The 26,120-nt window shown below is 72.7% G+C and carries 22 protein-coding genes; 11 read left to right on the plus strand and 11 right to left on the minus strand.

The window, feature by feature from the left end; genetic code table 11:
• Positions 1 to 19: 19 nt before the first annotated feature.
• Entirely contained in the window at positions 20 to 658 is a 639-nt protein-coding gene (locus tag NLX94_RS03635; RefSeq protein ID WP_254381069.1) for a response regulator transcription factor, read from the minus strand.
• On the opposite strand from NLX94_RS03635, the gene NLX94_RS03640 reads away from it, so the two are divergent.
• A complete protein-coding gene (locus NLX94_RS03640) occupies positions 636 to 2,219 on the plus strand; it encodes an FtsX-like permease family protein (protein WP_254381070.1) in 1,584 nt (527 codons plus the stop codon). The two genes, NLX94_RS03635 and NLX94_RS03640, sit on opposite strands and share 23 nt — an antisense overlap.
• On the opposite strand, the gene NLX94_RS03645 is transcribed toward NLX94_RS03640, so the two are convergent.
• Together NLX94_RS03645 and NLX94_RS03650 are read right to left on the minus strand one after the other, a co-directional pair.
• Positions 2,188 to 3,456, minus strand: a complete 1,269-nt coding sequence (locus NLX94_RS03645; protein WP_254381071.1) for a cation:proton antiporter — start codon at positions 3,454 to 3,456, stop codon at positions 2,188 to 2,190. The genes NLX94_RS03640 and NLX94_RS03645 overlap by 32 nt on opposite strands.
• A 40-nt stretch (positions 3,457 to 3,496) precedes the next feature.
• Positions 3,497 to 4,843, minus strand: a complete 1,347-nt coding sequence (locus NLX94_RS03650) for an NAD(P)/FAD-dependent oxidoreductase (protein WP_254381072.1) — start codon at positions 4,841 to 4,843, stop codon at positions 3,497 to 3,499.
• A 453-nt stretch (positions 4,844 to 5,296) separates the two neighbouring features.
• On the opposite strand from NLX94_RS03650, the gene NLX94_RS03655 reads away from it, so the two are divergent.
• Positions 5,297 to 6,424 carry a nitrous oxide reductase family maturation protein NosD gene (locus tag NLX94_RS03655; RefSeq protein WP_254381073.1) on the plus strand — a complete coding sequence of 376 codons (1,128 nt, stop codon included), beginning with the start codon at positions 5,297 to 5,299 and terminating at the stop codon, positions 6,422 to 6,424.
• Here the strand turns inward: NLX94_RS03655 and NLX94_RS03660 are convergent.
• Together NLX94_RS03660 and NLX94_RS03665 are read right to left on the minus strand one after the other, a co-directional pair.
• Complete coding sequence (locus tag NLX94_RS03660) at positions 6,396 to 6,917, minus strand: MarR family winged helix-turn-helix transcriptional regulator (RefSeq protein WP_254381074.1); 522 nt, start codon at positions 6,915 to 6,917, stop codon at positions 6,396 to 6,398. The genes NLX94_RS03655 and NLX94_RS03660 overlap by 29 nt on opposite strands.
• Before the next feature lie 10 nt (positions 6,918 to 6,927).
• The gene (locus NLX94_RS03665; RefSeq protein ID WP_254381075.1) at positions 6,928 to 8,382 is read right to left on the minus strand and encodes an MFS transporter; all 1,455 of its coding nucleotides are present in this window, start codon (positions 8,380 to 8,382) and stop codon (positions 6,928 to 6,930) included.
• A gap of 328 nt (positions 8,383 to 8,710) precedes the next feature.
• Here NLX94_RS03665 and NLX94_RS03670 point away from each other — a divergent pair, with 328 nt between their 5' ends.
• Positions 8,711 to 9,895: an inorganic phosphate transporter gene (locus NLX94_RS03670; RefSeq protein WP_254381076.1), complete on the plus strand. Its 1,185-nt coding sequence runs from the start codon at positions 8,711 to 8,713 to the stop codon at positions 9,893 to 9,895.
• A gap of 36 nt (positions 9,896 to 9,931) precedes the next feature.
• Positions 9,932 to 11,095, plus strand: a complete 1,164-nt coding sequence (locus tag NLX94_RS03675) for an FUSC family protein (protein WP_254381077.1) — start codon at positions 9,932 to 9,934, stop codon at positions 11,093 to 11,095.
• 33 nt (positions 11,096 to 11,128) lie between these two features.
• On the opposite strand, the gene NLX94_RS03680 is transcribed toward NLX94_RS03675, so the two are convergent.
• The 4 genes from NLX94_RS03680 to NLX94_RS03695 all read right to left on the minus strand — a co-directional run bounded on the left by NLX94_RS03680 (position 11,129) and on the right by NLX94_RS03695 (position 16,513).
• Positions 11,129 to 12,550 (minus strand): NAD(P)/FAD-dependent oxidoreductase, encoded by a 1,422-nt coding sequence (locus NLX94_RS03680; RefSeq protein WP_254381078.1) that lies wholly within the window; start codon positions 12,548 to 12,550, stop codon positions 11,129 to 11,131.
• 155 nt (positions 12,551 to 12,705) lie between these two features.
• Positions 12,706 to 13,530, minus strand: a complete 825-nt coding sequence (locus NLX94_RS03685) for an inositol monophosphatase (protein WP_254381079.1) — start codon at positions 13,528 to 13,530, stop codon at positions 12,706 to 12,708.
• Between the two features lie 190 nt (positions 13,531 to 13,720).
• Complete coding sequence (locus NLX94_RS03690) at positions 13,721 to 13,930, minus strand: hypothetical protein (protein ID WP_254381080.1); 210 nt, start codon at positions 13,928 to 13,930, stop codon at positions 13,721 to 13,723.
• A 123-nt stretch (positions 13,931 to 14,053) separates the two neighbouring features.
• Complete coding sequence (locus tag NLX94_RS03695) at positions 14,054 to 16,513, minus strand: tetratricopeptide repeat protein (RefSeq protein WP_254381081.1); 2,460 nt, start codon at positions 16,511 to 16,513, stop codon at positions 14,054 to 14,056.
• A gap of 213 nt (positions 16,514 to 16,726) precedes the next feature.
• Between NLX94_RS03695 and NLX94_RS03700 the strand changes: the two genes are divergently transcribed.
• The 3 genes from NLX94_RS03700 (at position 16,727) to NLX94_RS03710 (ending at position 18,565) form a co-directional block, all read left to right on the plus strand.
• Positions 16,727 to 17,182, plus strand: a complete 456-nt coding sequence (locus tag NLX94_RS03700) for a carboxymuconolactone decarboxylase family protein (RefSeq protein ID WP_254381230.1) — start codon at positions 16,727 to 16,729, stop codon at positions 17,180 to 17,182.
• 183 nt (positions 17,183 to 17,365) lie between these two features.
• Entirely contained in the window at positions 17,366 to 17,761 is a 396-nt protein-coding gene (locus NLX94_RS03705) for an iron chaperone (protein WP_374683898.1), read from the plus strand.
• Positions 17,762 to 17,815: 54 nt separating this feature from the next.
• Positions 17,816 to 18,565, plus strand: a complete 750-nt coding sequence (locus NLX94_RS03710) for a 4'-phosphopantetheinyl transferase superfamily protein (RefSeq protein WP_254381083.1) — start codon at positions 17,816 to 17,818, stop codon at positions 18,563 to 18,565.
• Between the two features lie 34 nt (positions 18,566 to 18,599).
• On the opposite strand, the gene NLX94_RS03715 is transcribed toward NLX94_RS03710, so the two are convergent.
• Positions 18,600 to 19,601 carry a phosphotransferase family protein gene (locus tag NLX94_RS03715; protein WP_254381084.1) on the minus strand — a complete coding sequence of 334 codons (1,002 nt, stop codon included), beginning with the start codon at positions 19,599 to 19,601 and terminating at the stop codon, positions 18,600 to 18,602.
• Between the two features lie 359 nt (positions 19,602 to 19,960).
• On the opposite strand from NLX94_RS03715, the gene NLX94_RS03720 reads away from it, so the two are divergent.
• Positions 19,961 to 21,316, plus strand: a complete 1,356-nt coding sequence (locus NLX94_RS03720) for an ABC transporter ATP-binding protein (protein ID WP_254381085.1) — start codon at positions 19,961 to 19,963, stop codon at positions 21,314 to 21,316.
• A 62-nt stretch (positions 21,317 to 21,378) separates the two neighbouring features.
• On the opposite strand, the gene NLX94_RS03725 is transcribed toward NLX94_RS03720, so the two are convergent.
• Complete coding sequence (locus NLX94_RS03725) at positions 21,379 to 22,701, minus strand: ROK family protein (protein ID WP_254381086.1); 1,323 nt, start codon at positions 22,699 to 22,701, stop codon at positions 21,379 to 21,381.
• Positions 22,702 to 22,885: 184 nt separating this feature from the next.
• Here NLX94_RS03725 and NLX94_RS03730 point away from each other — a divergent pair, with 184 nt between their 5' ends.
• The 3 genes from NLX94_RS03730 to NLX94_RS03740 are packed head-to-tail and all read left to right on the plus strand — an operon-like array spanning position 22,886 to position 26,094.
• A complete protein-coding gene (locus NLX94_RS03730) occupies positions 22,886 to 24,205 on the plus strand; it encodes an ABC transporter substrate-binding protein (protein ID WP_254381087.1) in 1,320 nt (439 codons plus the stop codon).
• A 13-nt stretch (positions 24,206 to 24,218) separates the two neighbouring features.
• Positions 24,219 to 25,214 carry a carbohydrate ABC transporter permease gene (locus NLX94_RS03735; protein ID WP_254381088.1) on the plus strand — a complete coding sequence of 332 codons (996 nt, stop codon included), beginning with the start codon at positions 24,219 to 24,221 and terminating at the stop codon, positions 25,212 to 25,214.
• Positions 25,215 to 25,254: 40 nt separating this feature from the next.
• The gene (locus NLX94_RS03740) at positions 25,255 to 26,094 is read left to right on the plus strand and encodes a carbohydrate ABC transporter permease (RefSeq protein WP_254381231.1); all 840 of its coding nucleotides are present in this window, start codon (positions 25,255 to 25,257) and stop codon (positions 26,092 to 26,094) included.
• Positions 26,095 to 26,120 lie beyond the last annotated feature (26 nt).

Below are 26,120 nucleotides of genomic sequence, written 5' to 3' on the forward strand. Positions count from 1 at the left end.
CAGGCCTCGGCGGTGTTCCTCAGGCCCGCAGGAAGGCGAGGACCGCCAGGACCCGGCGGTGACCCTCGGTGTCCACCGGCAGGTCCAGCTTGCTGAAGATGTTGCCGATGTGCTTGTTCACGGCCGCTTCGCTGATGAACAGGTGTGCCGCGAGGCCTGCGTTGGTACGGCCCTCCGCGATCAGGCCGAGCACTTCGCGCTCCCGGGGGCTGAGCCGCTCCAAGGGGTCCTGGCGCAGCCGTACGAGCTGCTGGATCACCTCCGGGTCCACCACCGTCCCGCCGGCGGCGACCCGTTCGATCGCGGCCGTGAAGTCCGCCACCGCGCTCACCCGCTCCTTGAGGAGGTAGCCCACGCCGGCTCCGCCGCCCGAGTCCAACAGGCCCAGCGCGTACGAGCGTTCCACGTACTGACTGAGGACGAGCACGGGCAGGCCGGGGAACTCCTCGCGCAGCCCCACCGCCGCCCGCAGGCCGTCGTCGCCCATCGACGGCGGCATCCGCACATCGGTGACGATCAGGTCGGGCCGGTCGGCGCGTACGGCCGCGACGAGGGCGTCGGCGTCACCCACCGCCGCAACCACCTCGTGGCCGACCCGCCTGGGCCTGTTCACCACGGCCTTCGTCGTCGCCTCCATGCTGGTTCTGGCCACCGGCATGCGCCGCCGGGAGATCGGCCTGCTGCGCACCATCGGCGCCGGACCCGGGCAGATCCGCCGCATGATCCTCGGCGAGGCCGCCGTGGTCGGCGTACTCGGCTCGCTCGCCGGCTGCGCGGCCGGGATCGCCGCCGCCCCGCTGCTGCGCGGCATCCTCGACGGCCTGGACGTGGCCCCGCCGGACTCGGGCATCACGGTCTCCGCCTGGCCGCTGCTCACGGCCTGCGCGGTCGGTGTGGGCGTCAGCGTCATCGCAGCCTGGGCCGCCGGCCGCAAGGCCGCACGGGTGGCCCCGATCGAGGCCCTGCTCGACAGCCGGTCCGCCAACCAAGCGATGGGGCGCGGGCGTTGGATCGCCGGCCTGGTGGCCCTCGCCCTCGGTGCCGTGCTCGCCGCCGGGACCGCCCTCACCGGCGCCGACGACCGGATCAACCTGGCGCTCCTCGCCACCATGACCCTCATCGTGGCCGCCGCCCTGCTGACCCCCGTCCTCGTGGGCCCCGTAGGCCGCGCGCTGACCGCGCCGTTCCAGCGGTTCGGGTCGGCCGGGCCCGTCCTGATCCGGGCCGAGCTCGTCGCGGGCTCCCGCCGCGCCGCCTCCCTGGTGGCCCCCGTGATCGCCGCCGTCGGCTTCGCGGTCCTGCTCAGCGGGATCGTGGAGACGATGCGGGTGGCCTACCCGGCGGGCGAGGCCCTCAAGGTGGCGGGCCAGACGATCGTCACCCCGGCCGGCACCCCCGGCAACACCGACGAGGTCGCCGCGGCCAACCCGGTGGGCAAGGCCGCGCTGCCGACCCGCGCCTTCGTCGGGACGAGCTCCGGCAGGCCGACCGTCCTGGACGTCCTGGGCACCCGCGACCCGCGGTGGAACAGGCCGGGCGAGGCGGTGCTCGGCGAGCGGACCGCGAGGGAACTGGGCCTGGAGCGGGGCCGGGACGTCCCGGTACGGTTCGCCGACGGGGCGACCGTCACCCTGCGGATCGCCGAGGTCCTGCCCGACGACCCCGCCCGCGGCGATTTCGTGGTCCCCCGCGACCTGGTCCGTGCCCACGACCCGGCCGCGCTCACCGACGACATCTTCGTCCCGGCCGACGCCGAGGCCTCCGATGCGGTCCCCGGCACCGCCCTGCACGACGCGGCCGCGTACGCCCTCGCGGACTACGAAACCGACTCCGAGCTCACCGACAGCCTGGCCACCATGCTCATCGTCATCGCCGTCGGCTACAGCGTGATCGCCGTCGCCAACAGCATGGCCACGGCCGCCCACGGGCGGCGCCGCGATGTCGCGGTGATGAGGTCCGTCGGCGGCACCGTCCCCCAGCTGCTCCTCCTCTCGGTCGGCGAGACCGCGGTGGTGGTCGTCGTCGGCGCCGCCCTCGGCATCCTGGTGACCCTGCCCCCGCTGGCGGGCATGGCCTCCGGGCTCTCGCAGGCCACCTCGGCCGACGTGGGCCTGCACCTCGACACCGGAGCCGTCGCCGCGGCGGTCGCCGGCACACTGCTGGCGGCGGTCACGGCCGGGGTCGCGGTCACCTGGCGGACGCTGCGCGGGACGCCCTAGGCGCGGCGAGGGCGGCCGCGTCCTTCGTGGCGGGGAGGATGCGGCTCAGCAGCGGACCGGTGAGGGCGGTGGTCGTGACGGCCATGACCACCATCAGCGAGTACAGCTCGGCGTCGAGCACGCCGAGCTCCAACCCCACGCCGAGGACGACCAGTTCGGTGAGCCCGCGGGTGTTCAGCAGGGCGCCGAGCGCGGCCGCCCTGCGCCCGTCCAGCCCTCCGATGCGGGCGCCGGCGTAGGCGCCGAGGAACTTCCCGGTCACGGCCACGGTCAGGATGGCGGCCAGCTGCCCCAGGTCCGAGGCGCTCAGGCCGGAGAGGTCCACCTTCAGGCCGGACAGGACGAAGTACACGGGCAGCAGGAGCAGTCCGCAGAGCGGTTCGACCCGTTCCAGCACTCCGTCCCGGAGCTTTCCGTCCGTTCCCCGCGGCAGTACGGCACCGAACAGGAACGCGCCGAAGATGTAGTGCAGCCCGAGCCATTCGGTGAAGGCGGCCGAGACGAGGAGCCCGCCGAGCACGAGGGCGAGGAAGTTCCGGTTCCCGGCCCGGCCGCCCGGCCCGTCCCCCGGGACCCGGCGGGCCGCCCGGCGGAGCAGGGGCCGGACCGCGGTGACCATCAGCACCGCGTACGGCACCAGCAGCGTCAGCCACCAGTCGAAGCGCTCCCCCGTGGCGATCGCGACCACCACGGCGAGCAGCGTCCAGGCCAGCAGGTCGGTGATGGCGGCGCAGGCCAGGGCGGTGGCGCCGATCCGGGTGTGGGCCAGTCTGCGGTCGGCGATGATCCGCGCCAGGACGGGGAACGCCGTCACCGACATCGCGACCGCGAAGAACAGGACGAAGCCGGCGGAGGAGCCCTCGTGGTGCGGGGACAGCAGCGTCGCCGCCAGTACGGCGCCCAGCACCAGCGGCAGCACGGTCGAGCAGAGGGACGTCCACAGGGTGGCCCGTCCCCCGCCCCGCAGGATGCCGAGGTCGAGTTCGCTGCCGACGACGAACATGAAGAGCGCGACGCCCACTCCGGCCAGGGCGTTCAGCAGGGGCCGCACCTCGGCGGGGAAGATGAAGCCGGAGAGCCCGCTGCCGAACAGGGTGGGGCCCAGGAGCACGCCGGTGAGGATCTCACCGATCACCGCCGGCTGACCGAATCTGCGCGCCAGCGCTCCCATCGCCCGCGCCAGCCCCAGGATCACGGCGAGACCCAGGAAGAGGTGGACGGCCTGGGACTCGGTCACCGCCGGCCTCCGGACGGCGGGGGGACCGGAAAACCGATCATCACGAGGGCTCCGAGGCGCGGATGGTGCCCAGGAAGGGGCGCCAGGCGTGCTTCGGGTCGTTCTCCACCTCGTTGATGACCGCGCGCATGGCGGCCAGGGCCTTGGGGTGCTCCTCGTACATGTCGCCCTGGAGGAGCTGCAGTACGTCCAGGCGGTACTTCGGGTCCTGCACGAAGACGCCGAAGAGCAGGTTCAGCCGGTAGTAGATCGAGATGAACTCGTACCAGTTCCTGGTTCCGATCTTCTGCAGGCGGGCGTACTCGGCGAACTGGGCTGCGTCGTAGCGGTCGGCCTTGAACGCCGCGACGATGTCCTCGCACGCCAGCCGGGCCGTGTTCATGGCGATGCCCACGCCGCTGGAGAAGATGGGGTCGACGAACCGGGCCGCGTCCCCGACCATGACGTACCGGTCCCCGGTCACCCGGTCCATGGAGTAGCTGTAGTCGCCCTCGGCCTTGAACGGCCTTACCCGTTCGGACTTCTTCAGCTCTTCCGCGAGGTCCGGCCGGGTGCGGACGAACTCCCAGAAGAACTCCTCCCGGTCCTTGTTGAGTTCGCCGAAGTTCTTCTTCTGCGTCACCACCCCGATGCTCGTGATGGTGTCCGTGATCGGTATCTGCCAGACCCAGGTGTCGCTGATCGGAAGGAAGTGGACGTGGATGTTGTCGATTTCCTTGGGCGACTTGGCCAGCGCCTTCCGGTCGAGGCCCTCGAACCAGGTGTGGATGGCGTACTGGTTGAAGTGCTCGTCCGGCACCTTCAGCTTCTGCTGCCGGCCGAGGAACGTGTGGCGACCCGATGCGTCGACCACGACCCGTGAGGTGAAGTCCAGGGAGCGCGGCCCCATGCGGACGGTCACGGTCGCCCGGTCCGGGTCGTCGAAGTCGACCTTCTGCACCCGGACGTTCTGGAAGATCTTTGCGCCCGAAGACTCGGCGTTCTTGAGCAGGATGAGGTCGAACTTCCCGCGGTCGACGTGGTAGGTGAAGACCCGGTCGACCCCCTCCTGCGCACGCTCGCCGAAGGCGACCTCGGCATGGCCGTCGAAGTCCAGGCCGTCGAAGTCGAGCACCATGGTGGCCGCGCTGATCTCCTTGTACATCTGCGGGGTCGTCCACGAGGCGCCGTACTTCTTGGGGAAGCCGGCCGCCTCGATCTCCGGCATCGCCCCGGTCTCCAGCAGCACGCGCGTGGTGGCGGGGACCAGCGACTCACCGACGTGCGGCCGGGGGAAGATCTCGCTCTCGAACACCGCGACCGAGAGCCCCGCCTTGGCGAGGTAGGAAGCGGTGGTGGAGCCTGCCGGACCGCCCCCCACTACGATCACATCAAAATCCACGGTCATCCCTGACTCCTCTTCAACTGCTGTGGCCGAATACGCCACGGTCCGTCCTCGCTTTTGGCTCGAACGTGGCATCGCTCGTCAGTCAATCCACCGAACAGCAAGCAGCGCAAGGCTCTTAGTCGAAGGTGGTAGCGGCACTCGCCGGAAGTGTCACTGACTTCCCGTCAGGGTGGAATTTATATCGGGAATTGACGGCGCTTTGATGCGCCCCGGATATGAATGGGGTCCGGGGAACTCGCACCTGCGCCCCTGCACGGCCGGACGGCCCGGGCGGCCGGCCGGCCGTCCCCCGTGATGGGCCGGAGGGGGGAACGCGGGCCGTGTCGGACGGCCGGGAGCAGGTGGTGATCGCGGCCGTCCCTAGGTTGGCAGCCGCGGCCGGGGGCATCCGGCCGACGGGTCCCGGGGACCCCCGGACCCACGGTGCGCACACCCCGCGGGAGCGAAATCACCATGGCAATCCCCCTGATCAGGACGGCCGCCCGGCTAGGAATCTGCCTCGTCACGGCCCTCGCCGTCTGTCCACTGGTGCCGGCATCCGCCACGGCGGGGGCCCCGGCCGACGGCTCTCCGGACATCGTGGTCCCCAGGGACCATCCGACGATCCAGGCAGCCGTCGACGCCGCCTCCCCCGGTGACCGGATCAGCGTCCGGGCGGGCGTCTACCGCGAGCAGGTGGTGATCGGCAAGAACCTGTCGATCACCGGGGCCGGCGACGGGAAGACGACGATCCAGGCCCCGTCGACGCTGACCCCCGGCGAGGACGGCGGCAACGCGATCGTCGAGATCCACGAGGGCGCGTCCGTCTCGCTGTCGAAGCTCGCCGTCAGCGGGCCGGGCTCGGGCACCTGCGACAGCGGTGCGCTCGACACCGGCATCCGCGTCCTCGGGGGTGCGCGCCTCGACCTCGGCCACGCCTCCGTCACCCACATCACCGACACCCCGGCCGCGCCCTGCTTCCACAGCGGGGACGCCATCCTCATCGGTGACCTGCCGGTCGGCACCGGTTCGGCCACCATCCACGACACCCGGATCACCGGCTACCAGGGCGTGGGCGTGGTCGTCCTCAACGAGGGGTCCAGCGCCACCATCGAGCGCAGCACCGTCACCGGGCACCCGACCCTGTCGACCGACGGCATCGAGTTCGTGGGGGGCGCGGTCGGCCGCGTCACCCACAGCACCATCAGCGAGAACGAGTGCCGGGAGCCCGACACGGCATGCGGCCCCGACGTCTTCAACGAGTTCCAGCACGCCGGGATCGTCGGCGACGCCCCGGGCACCGTCCTGGAGCACAACCGCATCACCGGCAACCAGGTGGGCATCTACGTCGCCGGCACGGGGCTCACCATCGGCAACAACGACCTGCGGCGGAACTCGTACATCGGAATCGCCCTCCAGGACGGTTCGTTCACGCTCCGGAAGGACCGGATCACGGGCGGGACGCACGGTGTCGCGGTCATCGCGGCGACGACCGACACGGACGCGGTGCTCGACGGGGTGAAGATCACGCAGACCTCGGGCACGCCGGTACGGACCTTCGAGTGCTGCGGCTTCACCGCGACGGCGACCGTGAATCCGTAGCGGCTTCCCCGTCCTCCAGGCGGGCGGCGAGGCGGGTGAGGGCCGGCAGGGCCGTGCGGAGCGCCGCGCGGTCGGCGTCGGGCAGGGCCGCGAGCGCGTGCTCCAGGCGGCGTTCGTGGGCGCGGGTCCAGGCGGCCAGCCGCAGCCGGCCGGCGTCGGTGGCGCTGACGGCCGCGGCGCGCCGGTCCTCGCCGTCCACCTCGCGGCGGACCAGCCCGTTGCCGGCCATCGTCGCGACGAGTCCGCTCACCGTGGACTGGGCCAGACGCGTGCGGGCGGCGAGTTCGCTGACGCGGACCGGGGAGCGTTCGACACAGGCCTGGAGCAGTTCCACCTGGGCCATGGGGAGCTGCTCCCAGGGGTACTCCGTACGGATCGACGCGCGCAGGGCGCGGCGCAGCCGGGTGACGGCCGCCGTCAGCTCACGGGCTTCGGACGAGCCCCCGCCCGGCGGTGCCTGCGGGTCGTCCGGCACGCGCGGCGTGGGTGACATGCCGACCACGCTACTCGCGCTCCGCGCCGGGCGCGGTGGCTGCCGCGCCCCTCCCGGCCCCCGCGCCCCTCCGGGCTCCCGTGGCGGCCGTGACGGCCATGACGGCGGACGCGGCCAGCAGGATCAGCACCGCGAGGCGCCCGCCCCCGCCGCCCGTGTGCAGGGCCAGGGTGACGAGGGCGACGCCGATCGCGGTGCCGAGCCCGCGGGCGGTGTTGATCAGGCCGCCGCCGGTGCCGGGAGCGTCCTGCGGGACCGCCCGCATCACGAGGGCGTTGTTGGCGGGGGCGAACAGGCCCAGGCCGACGCCCAGCACGCCGAGCGCACAGGCGAGCGGTACGGGCGCGGGCGCCACGAGGAGCAGGCCGGCCAGGGCGCACCCGGACAGCGCCGCTCCGTACAGGCAGCGCGCCCGGTCGGTGACGGCGGCGGGCAGGGCCCGGTCGCCGCCCACCGCGCCGAGCGCGAACCCGGCGGGGAGGGCGGTCAGGGCCGTTCCGGCGACGAGCACACCGTGCCCGGACCCGAGGAGGAGTACGGGTACCAGCACCAGCGGACCGAACAGCACCAGGTATCCGCACAGCGCCGCCACGAGCCCGCCCCGGATCCCGGGAGTCTTCAGCAGCGCGGGGTCGAGCAGGGGTGCGGGGGCCCGCCGCTCCTGCCGGACGAGTGCGGCAGTGGCTGCGAGGGCGACCGCGCCGGCGGCCGGCCCGGTCCAGCCCGGCACGTGCAGCCCCGACAGGGAGCTGAGCGCGACCAGCAGGGCGGCGGTGGCGGTGGCCAGCCAGAGGACTCCGGCCCGGTCGAAGCGGCGCCGGGGGGCCCGGTCCCGGGTGCGCGGGAGCAGGTAGTGCCCGGCGGCCAGGGCGATCAGCCCGACGGGCACGTTGATCCAGTACGTCCAGCGCCAGCCGGGCCCGGCCACCAGGGCGGCCCCGACGGTGGGGCCGAGCGCGAGCCCGACGGCCTGGGCGGCGGCCTGGACGCCGAGTGCGGTGCGCAGCCGGGCGGGCGGCGTGCTGGTCTTCACCAGGGCCACGCTGTTGGCCTGGAGCATGGCCGCGCCCACCGCCTGCACCACCCGGAACCCGATGAGGGCGAGGAGGGTCGGGGCGAGGCCGCAGGCCGCCGAGGCGGCGGTGAAGAGCGCGAAGCCGTAGAGGTAGGAGAGTTTGCGGCCGTGGACGTCGGAGAGCCGGCCCACGGGCACCAGCAGGGCCACGAGCGTGAGCAGGTAGGCCAGCGAGACCCATTCGACGCCCGCGAGGGGAACCCCGAACTCGGCCCGGACCCCGGGATAGGTCATCGTCACGATGCTGGCGTCGAGCTGCCCCATGAAGGCGCCGAAGCACACGGTGGCCACGGCCGGCCGCCAGGCGCCGGTGCGCGAGCGCACCCAGGCGGGCCGGGCCCGTTCCCGTACGAGAAGGGCGGGCAGGGCGGACGCGGACGGGAACACCATGCGGGGGCTCCTTCCGTGCCCGGCGGCCCCCGTGTTCCGAGATTACATCGGACACCGAATTATCCGCCCGGAAGGAACCCGGAAAGAAAAGGAGGAAAGGCCCGGCCGGCGCGGGACGAAAGACCGGAACCCCTCTCCCGACAGGGCCGGCCGGGGAATCCCGAGCGGAATCCTTTACCGACTTTCCCGGGATTTTTATCTCCCTGTACTTAGCGCCGCCTTATTCGTTTTCCGTTTACCGGGGAGGCCGGTCCGGCCCGTCCTGCGAGCCTATGGTTCTGACGTACGCGCCCACTCCGCTCGCAGAGAATCGCAGAGACACGCCCTCATGGACTCCTCCACGACGCTCATCGCGATCACGATCGCGGTGGCCCTGCTCTTCGACTTCACCAACGGGTTCCACGACACGGCGAACGCCGTGGCCACCGCCATCGCCACCGGAGCGCTGCGCCCCAGAATCGCCGTGGCCATGTCCGCGGTCTGCAATCTCGCGGGTGCGTTCGTTTCGGTGGCGGTCGCCCGGACGATCTCGGGGGGCATCATCGACGAGCACGCCGGAATACGTCCGCACGTCATCCTCGCGGCCCTGGCGGGTGCCGTCCTGTGGAACCTGACGACCTGGCTGCTCGGCATTCCCAGCAGTTCCTCGCACGCCCTCGTCGGCGGACTGATCGGCGCCACCGTCGCCTCGGTGGGCCTCCAGGGGGTCGTGGCGACGGCCGTGATCGGCAAGATCCTCGTCCCGGCCGCGCTGTCGCCGCTGATCGGCGGCGCGGTGGCGTACGCGGCGACGCGGGCGGCCGGCCGGCTGCGCGGCCCGGAACGCGGCGGGAACGGCGGGAACGGCGCGGGAGCCGGTACGAAGAAGGGCGGCGGGCGCGGGGCGCGCGCCGGGCAGGTGGCCGCGGCGGCCCTGGTGTCCCTGGCGCACGGCACCGGCGACGGCCAGAAGACCATGGGCGTGATCACGCTGACGCTCATCACGGCGGGCTCCCTGCCCGCCGGGTCGGCGCCCCCGCTGTGGGTCATCGTGGCGGCGGGGCTCACGATGGCCCTGGGCACCTTCACGGGCGGCTGGCGCATCATCCGCACGCTCGGCACGGGTCTGACCCGGCTCGGCCCGCGCGAAGGCTGCCTGGCCCAGACGAGCGCGGCGGCCGTCCTGCTGACCACCTCCCACCTCGGCTTCGCGGTGTCCACCACGCACGCCGTCACCGGCAGCGTCGCGGGGGCCGGGCTCGCCGCTCCCGGCGGGGTGCTGAACCGCAGGACGGTGCGGTCCATGCTCACGTCCTGGGTCCTGACGCTGCCCGCCGCCGGGCTCGTCGCCGCGCTGGCCGTCCTCCTCACGGAGCAGGGGGCCTGGGGGCAGGACACCACGGCCGGTCTGCTGCTGTGCGCCACCGTCGCCTTCTGGGCCCGCTCCCGGCGCACGGCCGTCACCGCGCGCAGCGTCGCGCCGGTGCCGGCACCGGCGCCGACACCGGCCGCCGGCGTCGGCGCGAGCGCCTGAGCCCCGCTCCGCGACTCCTCACGTAAGGTCCCCAAAGTGAAGGTATCGGGCAGCTCGGTGGCAGCGCAGGGCCTGCGGTCCCGGATGACCGCCGGCTTCGGCGACGGAAGCATGGTCGTGCGCGCCGCGATCTCCGCGGGACTCGCCTGGTGGATCGCCTCCGTGCTGCTGCACTCCGACTCGGCCTCGCTCGCCCCCGCCGGCGCCATCCTGGCCACGCAGACCACGCCCTTCGCCACCGCGCGCAAGAGCCTCCAGCGGGCGGCGGGCATCCTGTTCGGCTTCCTGCTCGGCGTGGCGGCCACCGCGTCGATGGGGACGAACACGGTGAGCATCCTCCTCGTGGTCCTGGTCGGCATGTACGCGGGACGCGCGACGCACCTCGGTTCGCAGACGCACCAGATCGCACTCACCGCGGTGCTCGTGATGGGCGCCGCCACCACCTTCGGGTACGGGGCCTCCCGGCTGGAGGACAACGTCGTCGGCGTGCTCGTCGGCACCGTCGTGGGGCTCGCGCTGCCGGCCCCCGGTTTCACCCGCCGCGCCGGTGAGGAACTGGCCCGCCTGAACCGGCAGATGGCCGCGCTCCTGGCCGAGATCGCCCGCGGCCTGGCCGAGGACGACTGGGCCGCGCGCACCGGGGACTGGGTCCGGCGGGCCCGTTCCCTGTCCAAGGAGCTCGACGCGGTGCGCCAGGCCGTCCGGGAGGCCGAGGACGCGATCCGGTGGCGGCCGCGCGGCCGGGCCGCGCGACCCCGCCTGGACCGGCTCGGCGAAGCCACCCAGTGCCTGGACCACGTGGGCCACCAGGTCCGGGGGATCACCCGCGGCCTGTACAACCTGACCTTCCGCGAAGGCCGCCCGCCCGCGCTGCACTGGGCGCAGCACGAGGAATCCCTGCTGCCCCTGCATGCCGAGGCCCCCGCCGGGCTGGACGGGGTGCTGGCCGCGCTCGCCGCGATGCTGGGCGACCTGGCCGACGTACACGTGCGGGAGGGGGCCCCGCCGCCCGAGGTGCGGGCCCGCCTGGCGGAGCTGCTCGGCGAGGCCGAGACCGGCTTCCTGCGGACCGCGCTGGCGCAGTCCCCCGCCTACGCGGACTGGCGGGTCCTGTGCACCGCCGGGATCCTGGAGGACGCCCGGAAGATGCTCCACGAACTGGACCCCGCGATCGGGCCCCACAAAGCCGCCTTCGGGTAAGCAGCCCCCGCAGGTGCGGCTCCCGGGGGCTGCCTACCCCGTCTTCCCCCGCAGGTGGCGCCAGACCGCCTTGGCCGCGTTGTGGCCCGACATGCCGTGGACTCCGGGGCCGGGCGGGGTGGCCGAGGAGCACAGGAACACGGCCGGATGGGGCGTGTTGTACGGGGACAGGGTGAGCCTGGGGCGCAGCAGGAGCTGGAGCCCGGAGGCGGCCCCGCAGGCGATGTCGCCGCCGACGTAGTTGGGGTTGCGGGCGGCAAGCTGCGGCGGGCCGGCCGTGGCGCGGGCCAGCACCAGGTCCCGGAACCCGGGCGCGAAGCGCTCCAGTTGGCGTTCGACGGCTTCGGTGAGGTCGCCGTCCCAGCCCGCCGGGACGTGCCCGTAGACCCAGAAGGTGTGCTTCCCCTCGGGCGCCCGCCCGGGGTCGACCAGGCTGGGCTGGGCGGCGATGAGGAAGGGGGTGCGCGGGACCCGCCCGCTAGAGGCCAGCTGCAGGGCCGCGTCGATGTCGCGGGTGCGCGGACCGATCTGCACGGTGCCGGCCCGGCGCGGCTCCTCGGCGGTCCAGGGGACGGGGCCGTCCAGGGCGTAGTCCAGCTTGAAGACGGAGGCCCCGTAGCGGTAGCCGTCGTAGACCCGGCCCAGGCGTGCGATGCGGGCCAGCGCGGTCGGGGAGGTGTCGAAGACGTACGCCCGGGCCGGCGGCAGGTCGTCGAGCCGCTTGACCTCGAACCCGGTGTGGACCGTCCCCCCGAGGTCGCGCAGGTAGGCGGCGAGGGCGTCGGAGATCGACTGCGAGCCGCCGCGCGGCACCGGCCAGCCGTTCGCGTGCGCGGCGAGGGCGAAGACCAGGCCGACGGCGCTGGTCCCGATCCCGCCGAGCGGGGCGATGACGTGCGCGACGAGCCCGGCGAACAGGGCGCGGGCCCGGTCGTCGCGGAAGCGGCTCAGCAGCCAGGTGGAGGGCGGCAGCCCGGCCAGCCCGAAGCGGGCGAGGGTGAGCGGGTCACGGGGCAGCGCGGTGTCCGGCAGCGACATGAAGTCCCGGGCCAGGGTGTCCCACCGGCCGAGGAAGGGCTGCACCAGCCGCCGGTACGTGCCCGCGTCGCGGGGCCCGAAGGAGGCGGCCGTCTCCGCGACGGACCGGGCGAGCACGGCCGCGGTGCCGTCGTCGAAGGGGTGCGCCATGGGCAGCGGGGCGTGCAGCCACTCCAGCCCGTACCGCTTCAGGGGCATGGTGGAGAAGACGGGGGAACCGGCGCCCAGCGGGTGCACGGCCGAGCAGGGGTCGTGCCGGAAGCCGGGGAGGGTGAGCTCCTCGGTCCGGGCCCCGCCGCCGACGGTGTCCGCGGCTTCGAAGACGGCCACGGAGAAGCCGCGCCGGGCCAGTTCCACGGCGGCCGTCAGCCCGTTGGGCCCGGCCCCCACCACGACCGCATCGAGGATCGACGGCACTTGCGACTCCTTCGTCCGGCGGCGCCACCGCCCCCAGCGTATTGCGCCTGTCCATGGGCGGCTCCGCGATCCGCGCCCACTCCGTTCGCCCTGGGCTCAGCCGCGGCTGCGGCCGGCCTCCCGGCCGGGTCCCGGGGGCGGGCCGGGCCGCCTGCTCACGCGCCCCGCAGCAGCTCCCGGATGCGTACGGCCGTGGCCTCGTCCCGGCCGACCGCGAACGGCAGCGCGTTGTCCCGGTCCACCCGGAAGGGGACCCCGTCGACGGTGCTCTGGGAGCCGCCCGCCTCGGCGACGAGCAGCAGCCCGGCCGCGTGGTCCCAGGCCGAGGGCCAGTTGAAGGCCAGGCCGTCCATCTCTCCCCGGGCCACCTTCAGGTACTCCAGGCCCGCCGAACCGCAGGCCCGCGGGGCCACCCCGGGGATGTCCAGCCGTGCGAGGACGCGCCGCTCCTCCTCGGTGGTGTACAGCGGGTGGGCGGTCGCGACCCGCAGCTCGGCGCCGGGCTCGGGCGAACCGCTCTGGATCCGCTCGCCGTTGACGTACGCGCCCTGCCCGCGCACGGCGGTGGACATCTCCTCCAGCGCCGGGGCGAAGGTCCAGGAGGCCAGGAGCTCCCCGCGGTGCGCGAGCGCGACCAGGGTGCAGAACTCCGGCTCGCCGTGCACGAACTGCCGGGTCCCGTCCACGGGGTCCACGATCCACACCGGCGCGTCGGCGCGCAGCGCCCCGTACACCCCGGGATCCGCGTGGACCGCTTCCTCGCCCACCACGGCCGAGCCGGGCAGGAGCCGGGTGAGCGCGGCCGTCAGGTACTCCTCCGCCTTGCGGTCGGCATCGGTCACCAGGTCGTGCGGGCCGCTCTTCTGGTCCACCTCGTGGTCGGCGAGCTGGCGGAATCTCGGCATGATCTCGATCGCCGCCGCCTTGCGCACGGCTTCGTCGACGTCGGGCAGGTTCCGGGCGAGGAATTCATCGATCATGCCTCCAGCAAAGCACGCCCGGCTGACAAACCCCACCGCCGGACCCGTCGGGCGGCCGGCCCCCGGGTGGACCGCGGGTGAACGGACCGCCCGCCCGCGCCCGTGGACCGGCCCCCTCCGGGACTGGGCCGTCTCTTCCGGATTCTGCCGGGCCAGCCCGCGCCGCCCGGCAGAATCCGAAAGGGACGACCTAGTGCTCGTACGCCCCGTCCGACATGTGGAGGAACTGCGGGCCCTGCTCCCCCTGCAGGAACTGCGGGCCCTGCTCCCCGTACGTCTTGCCCTGCACCCGGTCCTGCGGCGCGACGCTGATGTGGTTGTCGGCGAAGGCCGGGCCCGCGCCCAGCCCGGCCAGGGCGAAGGCTGCGGTGGCGGCTATGGCGGCGGCTCTGACGTTCATGCTGGTCCCCCCGGGTCCGGCCGGCCCCTGGTCGGGCCGGCTCGGAACCAGGCTGTCAGGCCCGGCCGGAGTCCTGCAACAGCATCGGGACGATCCGCTCGGCGGACCCGGCGCCGAGGTCGCTCAGCGGGCCCCGGCGCCGAGCGCTTCCCGGAGCGAGCGCCCCGCCGTGCGGTGCCCGGCCGCCGCGGCCGGGTCCGTGCCCTCGAGCAGGGCCGCGATGCCCTCGTGGGCCAGCGCCTCCTCGTGCCGGTAGCCGAGCCCCGGGGCCAGCTCCAGCGTCCGCCGGTGCAGTCGCAGCGCCTCCTCGGGCAGTCCCGCGAGCCGGCAGGTCTCGGCGTAGCCGCCCAGGAAGCGGACCTTCCAGTGCTCCTCGAACAGCTCGTCCAGCAGCGCGAAGGCCTCCCGGTGGCCGGCCAGGGCCTCCTCGTACCGGCCCATCCGGCGCAGCCCGACGGCCAGGCAGTTCAGGGACCACGCCTCGTTGTTCACGTGCCCGTCCTCGCGGGACAGGGCCAGCGCCCGGTGCAGGTGCTCCGACGCCTCCTCGGGAGCCTCCTCGGCGATGGCCACGCCGAGGGTGATGCGGGCCGTCAGGGTGGGCGGCCAGGCGGGGTCCGGGTGGGACACCTCCAGCACCTCCCGGGCCCGGCGCGCCGCCTCCTCGCGGTCCCCCAGCTGGAGCAGCGCCCAGGCCTCCGAGGCGGCGGCGTGGGCCGCGCCCGTCGGCAGTCCGGCGTCCCCGTACAGCTTCCCGGCCAGCCGGAACAGTTCGAGCGGCTCCTCGGCGCTCCCCCGGTCCCAGCTCAGATAGCCGCGGCGCAGGGCCAGTTCGGCTTCGGAGCGGGTGTCCCCCGCCTGTGCGACCCGGAGTCCGGCGGCCTGGTAGGCGGCCTCGGCCTCGGCCATCCGGCCGGCGTTGTAGCGCGCGAAGCCCAGGTCGCTGTAGGCCTCGGCCAGGCGCAGCGGGTCGCCCAGGCGTTCGGCGGCGGCCAGCGAGCGCTCGAAGAGGTGGTTGAGGTGGGTCGTGCCGCAGCGCCTCGCGAAGTACGCCCGCAGGAACCGCGGCAGCTCGCACACGTGCACGTCCGCCCCGACGGCGACCGCCGTCTCGAAGGCGGCGATCATCGTCTCGTACTCCGAGGCGAGCCAGTTGCAGGCCGCGTTCTTGTCGGCGAAGCGCGGCAGTTCGGCCGGGGCCCGGCCCGCGGAGGGCGGCCGTCCCGGTGACAGGACCGGCATCGCGGCGTCGGCGGCGGCCGCCGCGTGCACGAAGTAGTCGAGGAAGCGGCCCAGCGCGCGCTCCCGCTCGGCCGGGGAGTCCTGCTGCGCCGAGGCGCCGCGCGCGTGCTGGTGCACCAGGTCGTGCAGCCGGTAGCGGCCCGCCGTCGGCTGCTGGACCAGGTGTGCGTCGACCAGGTCCTCCAGCATCTCCCGGGCACCGCGCAGCGGTACGTCCGCCAGGGCGGCGGCCGCGTACGCGTCGAAGGTGCCGCCGGGCAGCAGGCCCAGCATCCGGAACAACCGGGCCTGGGCCCGGTCCAGTTGCCGTACAGACATGGCGAAGGCGGTGTCGAACTCGCTCGCGCCCTCCGCCAGCCGCTCCACGAGGATGCCCACCGTCCAGCCCGGCCGGTGCCGCAGCCGGGCCGCGGCCAGCCGCAGGGCCAGCGGCAGGTGGCCGCACAGCCGCAACACCTCGGCGGCGGACTCCGGTTCGCGCCCGAGGCGGCCCCCGGGGCCGCCGGGGTCTCCGCTGGCCCGGGCGAGCAGTTCCGCGCTCTCCCCCGGGCTGAGCACGTCCAGCGACACGGGGGGCACCTCGTCCAGGCCGAGCAGCCGGTTGCGGCTCGTGATCAGGACGACGGAGTCACCGGCGCCGGGCAGCAGCGGGCGGACCTGGTCCGCGTCGACGGCGTTGTCGATGACCACGAGGGCGCGCCGGCCCGCGAGTTCCGCGCGCCAGCAGGCCGCCAGCTGTTCGAGGCCCTCCTGCGGGACCCGCTCGGAGGGAACGCCGAGTGCCCCGAGCAGCATCCGCAGCGCCGAGTCGGGATCGAGGGGCTGCCGGCCCTCGGTGAACCCGTGCAGGTCCACGTAGAGCTGGGCGTCCGGGTAGTCGGCGGCGAGCCGGTGCGCGGCGTGCACCGCGAGACAGGTCTTGCCCACGCCCGCCATGCCGTCGACGGCGACGCCGCGGTGGCTGTCCACTGCACCGAGCACCGCGGCGAGTTGCTCCTCGCGTCCGGTGAAGTCGGGTACGTCGCGCGGCAGATCGTTGCGGGGCTGCGGCTGGACCTGGCGGCTGGCCTTCGGGGGCGCCGGCAGGGTGCCGGAGGAGCCCCGCTCCCAGAGGGGGCGCAGCGGGCGGGGGTCGCGCTTGACCAGCTTGCAGAGGGCGACCACCGCGGGCCAGGGCGGCACGGTCTGGCCGCTGAGATAGCGCGAGAGCGAGGAGGAGCTGAGCCCCGCGTCCCTCGCGAGGGCCCGTACCCCGAGCCCCGAAAGCTCCTGGAGCCGTCGCAGCCGTGCGGCCAGCTCGTCCTGCGGGTCGGCCTCGGCCGTCCCCCGTTCCCTGTCCACGGTTCCCCCCGTATCCCTGTCCCGTCGCGCCCGAATTATCCCGGGGTCCGTCTGCGCTGGTCAAGGACGTTCCGCCTGTCCCACGGTGTCCCACGGCCATCGCCGCGGCGGGCCCCTGCGGCTGTTATGGAGTCACACCCCGAGGGGGGAACCGGAAACCCGGAGGAACGGGGGACCGGAAGAAGGAGAAACCCGAAAGAGGAGCACACCATGATGCAGTCCCGCATGCAGAACCCCGCCGTCGTCCTGTCCGGTGCGATGCAGCCCATCCAGGACCTCTTCAAGGCCGTCCACTCCGGTGGCCTGGACGGGCAGATCCTGGAGCTGGTGCACCTGCGGGTCAGCCAGATCAACGGGTGCAGCGCCTGCGTCGACAGCGGCGCCAAGACGGCCCGCAAGTCCGGGGTGAGCGACGAGCGGCTGGCCACGGTCGCCGTCTGGCGCGAGACCCCGTACTTCACGGAGGAGGAGCGGGCCGCCCTGCTGCTGGCCGAGGCCGCGACCCGGCTCGCCGACCGTCCCGACGCGGTGAGCGACGAGGTCTGGGACACGGCCGCCACCTACTTCGACGAGAAGCAGCTCGCCGCGATCGTCCTGATGATCGGCGTCACGAACCTGTTCAACCGGCTCAACGCCACGACCCGCCAGATCGCCGGCGCGTGGGGATGAACGGCGCGGACCGCCCCGCTTCCTAGTATGACAATCCAGCTCAATACGCCACTTCCCGGGAGGAAACCCGCCATGACGAACACCAGCCGGTCCACGAAGAGCACGTCCCCGAAGAGCACCGCCACGAAGAGCACGTCCCCGGAGACCACCTCCGAGAAGTTCTCGGACGACGAGATCGCCGCGATGAAGGAGCACGCCAAGGAGCTGAAGGCGTCCGCGCGCCGCGGATCCCGCGCCGACAAGGCGGCGGCGGAGGAGGCCGACGTGGTCGCGAAGATCGCCGAAATGCAGGAGTCCGACCGGGTCATGGCGGAGCGGGTCCACGCGATCGTCAAGGAGAACGCGCCCGGCCTCGCGCCGAAGCTCTGGTACGGGATGCCCTCGTACGCCCGGGACGGCAAGGTGGTCTGCTTCTTCCAGAGCGCGGAGAAGTTCAAGGCGCGCTACGCGACGCTCGGCTTCAGCGACCAGGCGCACCTCGACGAGGGCTCGATGTGGCCGACCTCCTACGCCCTGACCCGGCTGACGGCCGCGGACGAGGCGATGATCGCCACGCTCGTGAAGAACGCGGCACACTGAGACGTGGCCTGCCGACCGCCGGCGCAGGCACCGGAACGAGGAGAACGATCGACCGTGCTGAAGCCCCTTGTCCTCACGATCGGTTCGGATCTCCCGCCCGGTGCGCAGGCACCGTCGGACGCGCCCCCGCCGCCGGACGCGTCGACCACCGTGTGGCTGGTCGACACCGACGAGCAGGCCGGCGCGGCGGCCCGACTGGCTCCCGCGGTCCTGGACCCGGCCGAGCACCAGCGGGCGGCCGCCTTCAAGTACGAGGAGGACCGGAGCCGCTACGTCGCCTCCCACGTGGCGCTGCGGGTACTGCTCGGCTCCCGGCTCGGCCTTCCCCCGGGCCGGGTCTGCATCACCCGCGCACCGTGCCCCTCCTGCGGCGGCCCCCACGGACGGCCGGTGACCGGGGACGGGCCCGTCCACTTCTCCCTGTCGCACAGCGACCGGCTCGCGCTGATCGCGGTGGGCCCGGTGCCGGTGGGAGCCGACGTGGAGACGCTGGCCCCGGCATCGACGGTGACCGATATCGCCGGGCAGCTGCACCCCCGGGAGGCCGCGGAGCTGGCGGCCCTGGCCCCGGAGGAACGGCCCGCGGCCTTCGGCCGCGTCTGGGTCCGCAAGGAGGCGTACTTCAAGGGCCTGGGCATCGGCCTGGCCCGGGGCCTCGCCCTCGACTACGTGGGCACCGGCGACACCCCGCCGGGCGACGGCCTGCCGGGCTGGACCCTGACGGACGTGGCCGTCGCCCCGGGCTTCACCGCCGCCGTGGCGGTGTCGACGGACGGTCACCCCGGCCCCGTACGGGGGGCGTAGCCGGGCCGGGACGGGCGGACCGTCGCCCCGCTCCCTACCGCAGGAGGTTCAGTGCGACCCGTAGATCGTCGGCGGCCAGGGCGGTGAGGGGCGCCCGGGCCTGCGGGTCGTAGCCACGGGGGACGCCCTCGACGAGGACGATCAGGGCCAGGTAGGCGCGGTACATCGCGATGCGCCGGCGCTCGTCGGTCGTGAGCGGGGCCGCCGGGCGGTAGCCGGACAGGAAGGCCGGGTCCCCTGCGATGTCGCCGAAGAGCGCGGTGGACACGAGGTCGGCGAGCGGGTCGCCCCAGAAGGAGCGTTCTCCGTCGAGGACACCGGTGATCTCCAGCCTTCCGTCCCGCTCGGCGAGCAGGATGTTGCCCTCCCACAGGTCGAAGTGGACCAGCGAGGGAACCGTCACCTGGTCCAGCAGCCGCCCCCGAGTGCGGACGAGGCCGAGGACCTCGTCGGGGTCGACGGGCAGCGGGGGCCCGAACCGCCGGGCGTCCGCGCAGACATCGGCCAGCATGCCGTCGAAGGCGGCCCGCCAGCCCGTCGCGGCGCCGGCCGGCGGATTCCCGTACGGGTAGCCGAAGGAGGAACCCCGGATCCGGTGGAGCCCGCGCAGGAGACGGCCCAGGTCGGCGCGGAGCCTGGCGTGGTCCTCGGCGCCGATCCGGGGGCGCAGCCGCTCCCAGGTTTCGCCCTCCAGGTGGGTCATCAGGAGGTAGTCGCCGTCGATCGCGGTCCGGTCGGAGCCGGCCGCCAGGATCCCGGGCACGGGCAGACCGGGCACGGCCGCCGCACGGCGGTAGAACTCCGCTTCCGTGCGCATCAGGGCGTTCTCGTAGGTCATGAGGGGAGTACCGGCGGGTGGCGCCACCTTGAGCACGGCCGCCTCCTCTTCCGTGGCGGGCGGCGCGGCCAGCGTGAGCAGGTGGACGGAGTTGAAGGTGCCGCCCGTCAGCTCCCGGCTGGTCAGCACCCTGGTCCCGGGGCCACGGGCATGGGCGACAACTCCCGCGATCTGCTCGTCGGTCAGCGTCCGCTTCATCGCGCGTCCTCCGGTCGGTGGGCTGTCGGCGGTCCTCCGCGGCCGGCGGAGCAGCGGCAGGCGGTTCCGTGGCGGGCGGGCCGGGACGAGCGCGAGAGGGCGGGGAGGAAGTCGGGAGAGCGCTCTCCGCTGGCCGGAACCTAGTGCCCGTTCCCGGCCGGAGTCAAGGAATCTGCGGTCAACTCACCTGCCGGAGCGGCGGGTTTCCTCAGCGGAAGGGCCGCCACCGCGCACCCACCCCCGGCCGGATTCCGCGATGTTGGCTCAAGGCGTTCCCTCACGGGGTGGCCTCGGCTAGCTTCTGTCCTCAACTCCCCCACCCCCCTCACATTCCCCATCCCAGCTCCGGGCGGATCGTTATGAGTCGTTCCATCGCGTTGCGCGATGTCAGCAAGAGATACGGGCCGGGCTCCCTCGCCGTCGAGCGCGTCTCCCTCACCGTCGAGCCGGGCGAGTTCCTGGTTCTGCTGGGGCCTTCGGGCTGCGGCAAGTCCACCGTCCTGCGGATGATCGCGGGCCTGGAGGACATCACCGAGGGCGAGTTGCTGCTCGACGGCGAGTACGCCAACCACATGCCGCCGAGCGAGCGGGACATCGCGATGGTGTTCCAGAGCTTCGCGCTGTATCCGAACATGACGGGTCGCGGCAACATCGGCTTCCCGCTGAAGCTCCGTGATCCCCGCGCGGATCACGAGCCGCAGGTGGAGGCCACGGCCCGGATGCTCGGCATCGAGGACCTCCTCGACCGCTTCCCCGGGCAGCTCTCCGGCGGCGAGCGCCAGCGGGTCGCGATGGGCCGGGCCATCTCCCGCCGCCCGTCGGTGTTCCTGATGGACGAGCCGCTCTCCAGCCTGGATTCGAAGCTGCGCGGCCACCTGCGGGCCGAGATCGCCCGACTGACCTCCGAACTGGGCGTCACCACGGTCTACGTCACGCACGACCAGTCCGAGGCCATGTCCCTCGGCCACCGGGTGGCGGTGATGCGCGGCGGTGTCCTCCAGCAGGTCAGCTCGCCGCGGGACACCTACGCCCTCCCGGCGAACGTGTTCGTGGCCGCGTTCATCGGGACGCCCCGGATCAGCCTGCTCCAGGCCGTCGTGCACGCGCCGCTGGGATCCGGCATGTGGATCGATCTGGGGCGGCACCGGCTCGCGCTCCCCCAACCCCTCAGCGCAGACCACCAGTTGCTCCGGATCCAGCAGGGGCGTCCGGTCATCGTCGGGCTGCGGTCGGAGGCGGTCAGGATCGCCCCGCCGAGCCAGGCGCGGCCGGGCGAGGTGGCCATGACGGGCATCGTCGAGCACGTCGAGTACCAGGGGCACGAGGCGCTGGTCCACGTGGACACGGGCTCGCGCCCCGCGGTGGTGGCGGATCTGGAGTCGGCGCGGCATCCGGCCGCTCCCCGGCGCGGTCTCCGGCGGCAGAAGAGCAGCGGCCTGGGCCGGTTGAGGAAGCGGGCCCAGGAGCGGCTGTCCGGGTCGGTTGCGGTGCTGGACGCGCCGCCGGAATCCGTCCCGGGGCCGGCCGCGGGCGGCGCCGCGGAACGGCTGGGGGCGGTGCGCAGCGACCTCGTGGTGCGCACGGGACCGCACGTCCGGGTGCGGGTGGGGGCCCAGATCCCGCTGCTGGTGGATCTGGGGCAGCTGTACGTGTTCGATCACGCGGGGCGCCGGGTGTCCCCGGCCGGGGACGGGGTCACCCTTCTGGAGCGGTAGCACCGTGGCGCCGGCCGGCGGCCCACCTCGCGCGCTGCGGCGCCGCGGGGTGGGCCGGGGGCTCAGTGCGCCGCCCGCTCCTGCAGCGTGGTGCGCCAGGCGGGGAGCGGCTCCTCGCGCTCGGGTTCGGCGCGGTGGCCGCCGCGGGCGAAGAAGTCGGCGAGCGGGAGGATGCCCGCGCCGACGGTGACCGCGTCGGGGCCGAAGGTGCCCAGGTCGATGCGGACGCTGGAGGCCGGGTACGACAGGGCGTAGGAGGTGGCGTAGGACCGTACGGAGTCCAGGAAGCGGGTGCCGAGCTGCAGGCCGGCCCAGCCGCCGACGAGGATGCGTTCGGGCTGGAAGAGGTTGATGAGGTCGGAGAAGCCGGCGCCGAGGTACTCGGCGGTCTCCTCCAGGACGGCCAGGGCCGTCGCGTCGGGCAGCGCGGTGGCTCCGTCGGCGTCCGGTGAGGGGTAGGCGGCGGCGAGCATCGCGGTGAGGGCGGTCTCCTCGTCGGCGTCGGCGGGCGGGCGTCCGCCGGCCTCGGCCCAGCGTTCCAGGAGGGCTTCGGCCCCCGCGTACGCCTCCAGGCAGCCCTGGGCGCCGCAGCGGCAGCGGCGTCCGCGGACCCGTACGGTCAGGTGGCCCCACTCGATGGCGCGGCCGGTGCGGGTGTCGTCGCTGACCACGCAGGCGCCGACGCCGGAGCCGAAGAGCACGACGACGGCGTTGTGCGCCCCGCGTCCGGCGCCGAACCACATTTCGGCCTGTCCGAGGGTTTTGGCCCCGTTGTCGATGTAGTACGGGACGGTTTCGGGCAGCAGTCGGGAGTCGCGCAGCATGCGTTCGAGGGGGACCGCGTCCCAGCCGATGGTCTGACCGTGGACGACGGCGCCGTCCGCGTTCCTGGCGACGATGCCGGGCACGCCGATGCCGACGCCGAGGAGCCGCTCGGGCGCGATGCCGGCCAGGTGCAGGACTTCGGCGATGCCCTCGCGCAGGTGCCGTACGACGACCGCGACGTCGTAGCGGTCGATGCGGCGGGGCCCGGCCGCCGCCTCCAGGGGGCGTTCGACGCGGGCGAGCTCGGTCAGGGTCAGGTCGAAGAGCTCTATGCGGATCCGGGTCTCGCCGACGTCCACGCCGATCATGTAGCCGCTCTCGGGGCTGACGCGGAGCAGGGTCCGGGGGCGTCCGCCGGCGGATTCGACGCTGCCGGCTTCCTCCACCAGGCCGTCGCCGACCAGCTCCGCGACCACGTTGCTGATCGATCCGGAACTGAGGCCCGTGGCGGGGCCCAGCGAGAAGCGGCTCAGGGGACCGTCGAAATACAACCGTTGCAGAACGGCGGTCCGGTTCTCCCGCCGCAGGTCACGCACTGTTCGGCCGCTACGTACTCGCACTCTGTCCCCTGACTTCGTTGCCCATAACTGCAAGATACCTGCGTGAACGCTCTTGACGAGTCCTTCGCTTGAGGTTTAACTCACATCCTAAATTAAGCCATGTGGTTTTGGGGGCCGACCGCGGAACGTCCGCCCCCCACCCCGCAGTCGGCATCCCGTTCCTTCCTGAAAGGCCCATGGAGCCATGCGCAGAATCAGAGTCGCAGCGGTAGGCGCCGTCACCCTCTCCCTCGTCCTCGGGGCGGCCGCCTGTGGTGGTGGCGGCTCCACCGACGGGAGCGGGTCCAACGAGCAGCCGAAGACGCTGACCTACTGGGCCTCCAACCAGGGATCGAGCCTCGAGGTCGACAAGCAGGTCCTCCAGCCGGAGCTCGACAAGTTCGAGAAGCAGACGGGCATCAAGGTCAAGCTCGAGGTCGTGCCGTGGGGCGACCTCCTCAACCGCATCCTGACCGCGACCACCTCCGGCCAGGGCCCCGACGTCCTGAACATCGGCAACACCTGGAGCGCCTCACTCCAGGCCAGCGGCGCGCTGCTGCCGTGGGACGCCAAGAACTTCGAGAAGATCGGCGGCAAGGACCGCTTCGTGGAGTCGGCGCTCGGCTCCACCGGGGTCAAGGGCCAGGACCCGGCGGCCGTCCCGCTGTACTCCATGGCCTACGCCCTCTACTACAACAAGAAGGCCTTCGCCGACGCGGGCGTCGCCAAGCCGCCGACCACCTGGGACGAGGTGATCGCCACCGGCAAGCAGCTGACCAAGGACGGCAAGGCCGGACTCGGCGTCGAGGGCTCCAACCTCTCCAACAACATCCACCAGGTCTTCGTCCTGGGCAAGCAGCACGGCGCGGACTTCTTCACTGCGGACGGCAAGGCCGACTTCACCTCCGACGGCGCGGTCAAGGCCGTCAAGCAGTACGTCGACCTGATGGCCGACGCACAGATCGTCGCCAAGGGCAACGCCGAGTACTCCCAGAACCAGTCGCTGAGCGACTTCGCCAAGGGCAAGACCGCGATGGTGCTGTGGCAGACCGCCTCGGCCACCTTCGCCGCGCAGGGCATGAAGGAGGACGAGTGGGGCGTGGTCCCCGCACCCGTGCAGTCCGGCACCCCGGGCACGGGCACGTCCACCAACTCGATGGTCGCCGGCATCAACATGGCCGTCTTCAAGAACACCAAGAACATCGACGGCGCCACGAAGTTCGTGAACTTCATGACCGGTGACGAGGAGCAGAAGATCCTCAACAAGGCCTACGGCTCCATCCCGCCGGTGAAGTCCGCCCAGACCGACCCCGCCTTCAACACCCCCGGCCTGGCCGTCCTGCGCGACACGCTCGCCAAGAGCGCCTCCGCCCTCCCGCAGGTCCCCGAGGAGTCGCAGTTCGAGACCGTGGTCGGCACCGCGGTCAAGGAGCTCTTCGCCGACGCGGCGGCCGGCCGGCCGGTCACCGTGGAGTCGGTGAAGGCCAAGCTCGAGAAGGCCCAGCAGCAGATGCCCAAGAAGTAGGCACGGACACCTCATGACCACCACCGCACCCCCTCGTACGGGCAGGCGGACGGTACGGAAGAACCACCCCGGAGCGGCGCCCCGCACCCGCCGCTCCGGGCGGCTCCGCCGCATCTCCCTGCCGTACCTGCTCCTGCTCCCCGCCCTGGTCCTGGAGCTCCTGGTCCACCTGATCCCGATGGTCATCGGCATCGTGGTCAGCTTCAAGGAGCTCACCCAGTTCTACCTCCGCGACTGGGGCAACGCACCCTGGTCCGGCCTGGACAACTACTCCCTGACCGTCGACTTCGACGCACCGGTCGGCGAGGCACTGCTGAGCTCCTTCTTCACCACGTGCCTGTTCACCTTCTTCTCCGTGGGACTGTGCTGGCTGATCGGCACGGCCGCCGCGATCTTCATGCAGGAGACGTTCAAGGGCCGGGGCATCCTGCGCACCATCTTCCTGGTGCCGTACGCACTGCCCGTCTACGCCGCCGTCATCACCTGGGCCTTCATGTTCCAGCGCGACAACGGCCTGGTGAACCACGTCATCCACGACCAGCTCGGGCTCACCGACAGCCCGCCGTTCTGGCTCATCGGCGACAACGCCTTCGTCACCCTGCTGGTCGTCTCGGTCTGGAAGGGCTGGCCCTTCGCCTTCCTCATCATGATGGCCGGCCTGCAGAACATCCCCCGCGAGATCTACGAGGCCGCGGCCCTGGACGGAGCGGGCGTCTGGCAGCAGATCCGCCGGATCACGCTCCCCTCGCTGCGCCCGGTCAACCAGGTCCTGATCCTGGTGCTGTTCCTGTGGACGTTCAACGACTTCAACACGCCGTTCGTCCTGTTCGGGAAATCGGCGCCGGCTTCGGCCGACCTGATCTCCATCCACATCTACCAGTCCTCGTTCCAGACATGGAACTTCGGCACCGGTTCCGCGATGTCGGTCCTGCTGCTGCTGTTCCTGCTCGTGGTGACCGGCCTCTACCTCCTGCTCACCTCCCGAGGAAGGAGCGCCACCGATGCCTAAGCACACTCAGGCGGTGCAGTCCCGGTCCTCCCGGTCGCCGATGGCGCCCCCCAAGTCGTTCCTCGTGAGCCGGCTGGTCTTCCTGACGCTCCTCACCGGGTTCGTCCTGCTGCCCGTGTACGTCATGATCTCCAGCTCGCTCAAACCGCTGCAGGACGTGTCGGGGAAGTTCCAGTGGATCCCCTCGGGCCTGACCATCCAGCCGTACTTCGACATCTGGAAGACCGTCCCCCTCGGCGACTACTTCATGAACTCGCTGATCGTGGCCGGTGCGGCGACCGTCTTCTCCGTGGTCATCGCGATCTTCGCGGCCTACGCCGTCAGCCGCTACTCCTTCCGCGGCAAGCGGGTCTTCACCGTCACGGTGCTGTCGACGCAGATGTTCCCCGGCATCCTCTTCCTGCTGCCGCTGTTCCTCATCTACGTCAACATCGGAAACGCCACCGGGATCGCGCTGTTCGGCTCGCGGGCCGGGCTGATCCTCACCTACCTGACGTTCTCGCTGCCGTTCTCGATCTGGATGCTGATCGGATACTTCGACTCGGTCCCCCGGGACCTCGACGAGGCCGCCAAGGTCGACGGCTGCGGACCGCTCGGCGCCCTCTTCCGCGTCATCGTGCCCGCCGCGATCCCCGGCATCGTCGCCGTCGCCGTGTACGCCTTCATGACGGCCTGGGGCGAAGTGCTGTTCGCCTCGGTGATGACCAACGACGCGACCCGCACCCTCGCGGTGGGGCTGCAGGGGTACTCGACCCAGAACGACGTGTACTGGAACCAGGTCATGGCCGCCTCGCTCGTCGTGAGCCTGCCCGTCGTCGGCGGCTTCCTCCTCCTCCAGCGCTACCTCGTCACCGGGCTGACCGCCGGCGCGGTCAAGTAGCCCCTCCTCCCATGACTTGTGAAAGG

Origin of the sequence: Streptomyces sp. TBY4, assembly GCF_024213195.1 — a bacterium.
Lineage (GTDB): Bacteria > Actinomycetota > Actinomycetes > Streptomycetales > Streptomycetaceae > Streptomyces.

What these genes read in the sequence shown, in the direction of transcription:
- NLX94_RS03740 (WP_254381231.1), top strand. Translation starts at nt 25,255, where the DNA reads ATGGCGCCCCCCAAGTCGTTCCTCGTGAGCCGGCTGGTCTTCCTGACG.
- NLX94_RS03670 (WP_254381076.1), top strand. Translation starts at nt 8,711, where the DNA reads ATGGACTCCTCCACGACGCTCATCGCGATCACGATCGCGGTGGCCCTG.
- NLX94_RS03665 (WP_254381075.1), bottom strand. Translation starts at nt 8,382, where the DNA reads ATGGTGTTCCCGTCCGCGTCCGCCCTGCCCGCCCTTCTCGTACGGGAA.
- NLX94_RS03660 (WP_254381074.1), bottom strand. Translation starts at nt 6,917, where the DNA reads ATGTCACCCACGCCGCGCGTGCCGGACGACCCGCAGGCACCGCCGGGC.
- NLX94_RS03655 (WP_254381073.1), top strand. Translation starts at nt 5,297, where the DNA reads ATGGCAATCCCCCTGATCAGGACGGCCGCCCGGCTAGGAATCTGCCTC.
- NLX94_RS03720 (WP_254381085.1), top strand. Translation starts at nt 19,961, where the DNA reads ATGAGTCGTTCCATCGCGTTGCGCGATGTCAGCAAGAGATACGGGCCG.
- NLX94_RS03730 (WP_254381087.1), top strand. Translation starts at nt 22,886, where the DNA reads ATGCGCAGAATCAGAGTCGCAGCGGTAGGCGCCGTCACCCTCTCCCTC.
- NLX94_RS03715 (WP_254381084.1), bottom strand. Translation starts at nt 19,601, where the DNA reads ATGAAGCGGACGCTGACCGACGAGCAGATCGCGGGAGTTGTCGCCCAT.
- NLX94_RS03705 (WP_374683898.1), top strand. Translation starts at nt 17,366, where the DNA reads ATGAAGGAGCACGCCAAGGAGCTGAAGGCGTCCGCGCGCCGCGGATCC.
- NLX94_RS03700 (WP_254381230.1), top strand. Translation starts at nt 16,727, where the DNA reads ATGCAGTCCCGCATGCAGAACCCCGCCGTCGTCCTGTCCGGTGCGATG.
- NLX94_RS03735 (WP_254381088.1), top strand. Translation starts at nt 24,219, where the DNA reads ATGACCACCACCGCACCCCCTCGTACGGGCAGGCGGACGGTACGGAAG.
- NLX94_RS03635 (WP_254381069.1), bottom strand. Translation starts at nt 658, where the DNA reads ATGCCGGTGGCCAGAACCAGCATGGAGGCGACGACGAAGGCCGTGGTG.
- NLX94_RS03685 (WP_254381079.1), bottom strand. Translation starts at nt 13,530, where the DNA reads ATGATCGATGAATTCCTCGCCCGGAACCTGCCCGACGTCGACGAAGCC.
- NLX94_RS03690 (WP_254381080.1), bottom strand. Translation starts at nt 13,930, where the DNA reads ATGAACGTCAGAGCCGCCGCCATAGCCGCCACCGCAGCCTTCGCCCTG.
- NLX94_RS03650 (WP_254381072.1), bottom strand. Translation starts at nt 4,843, where the DNA reads ATGACCGTGGATTTTGATGTGATCGTAGTGGGGGGCGGTCCGGCAGGC.
- NLX94_RS03640 (WP_254381070.1), top strand. Translation starts at nt 636, where the DNA reads ATGCTGGTTCTGGCCACCGGCATGCGCCGCCGGGAGATCGGCCTGCTG.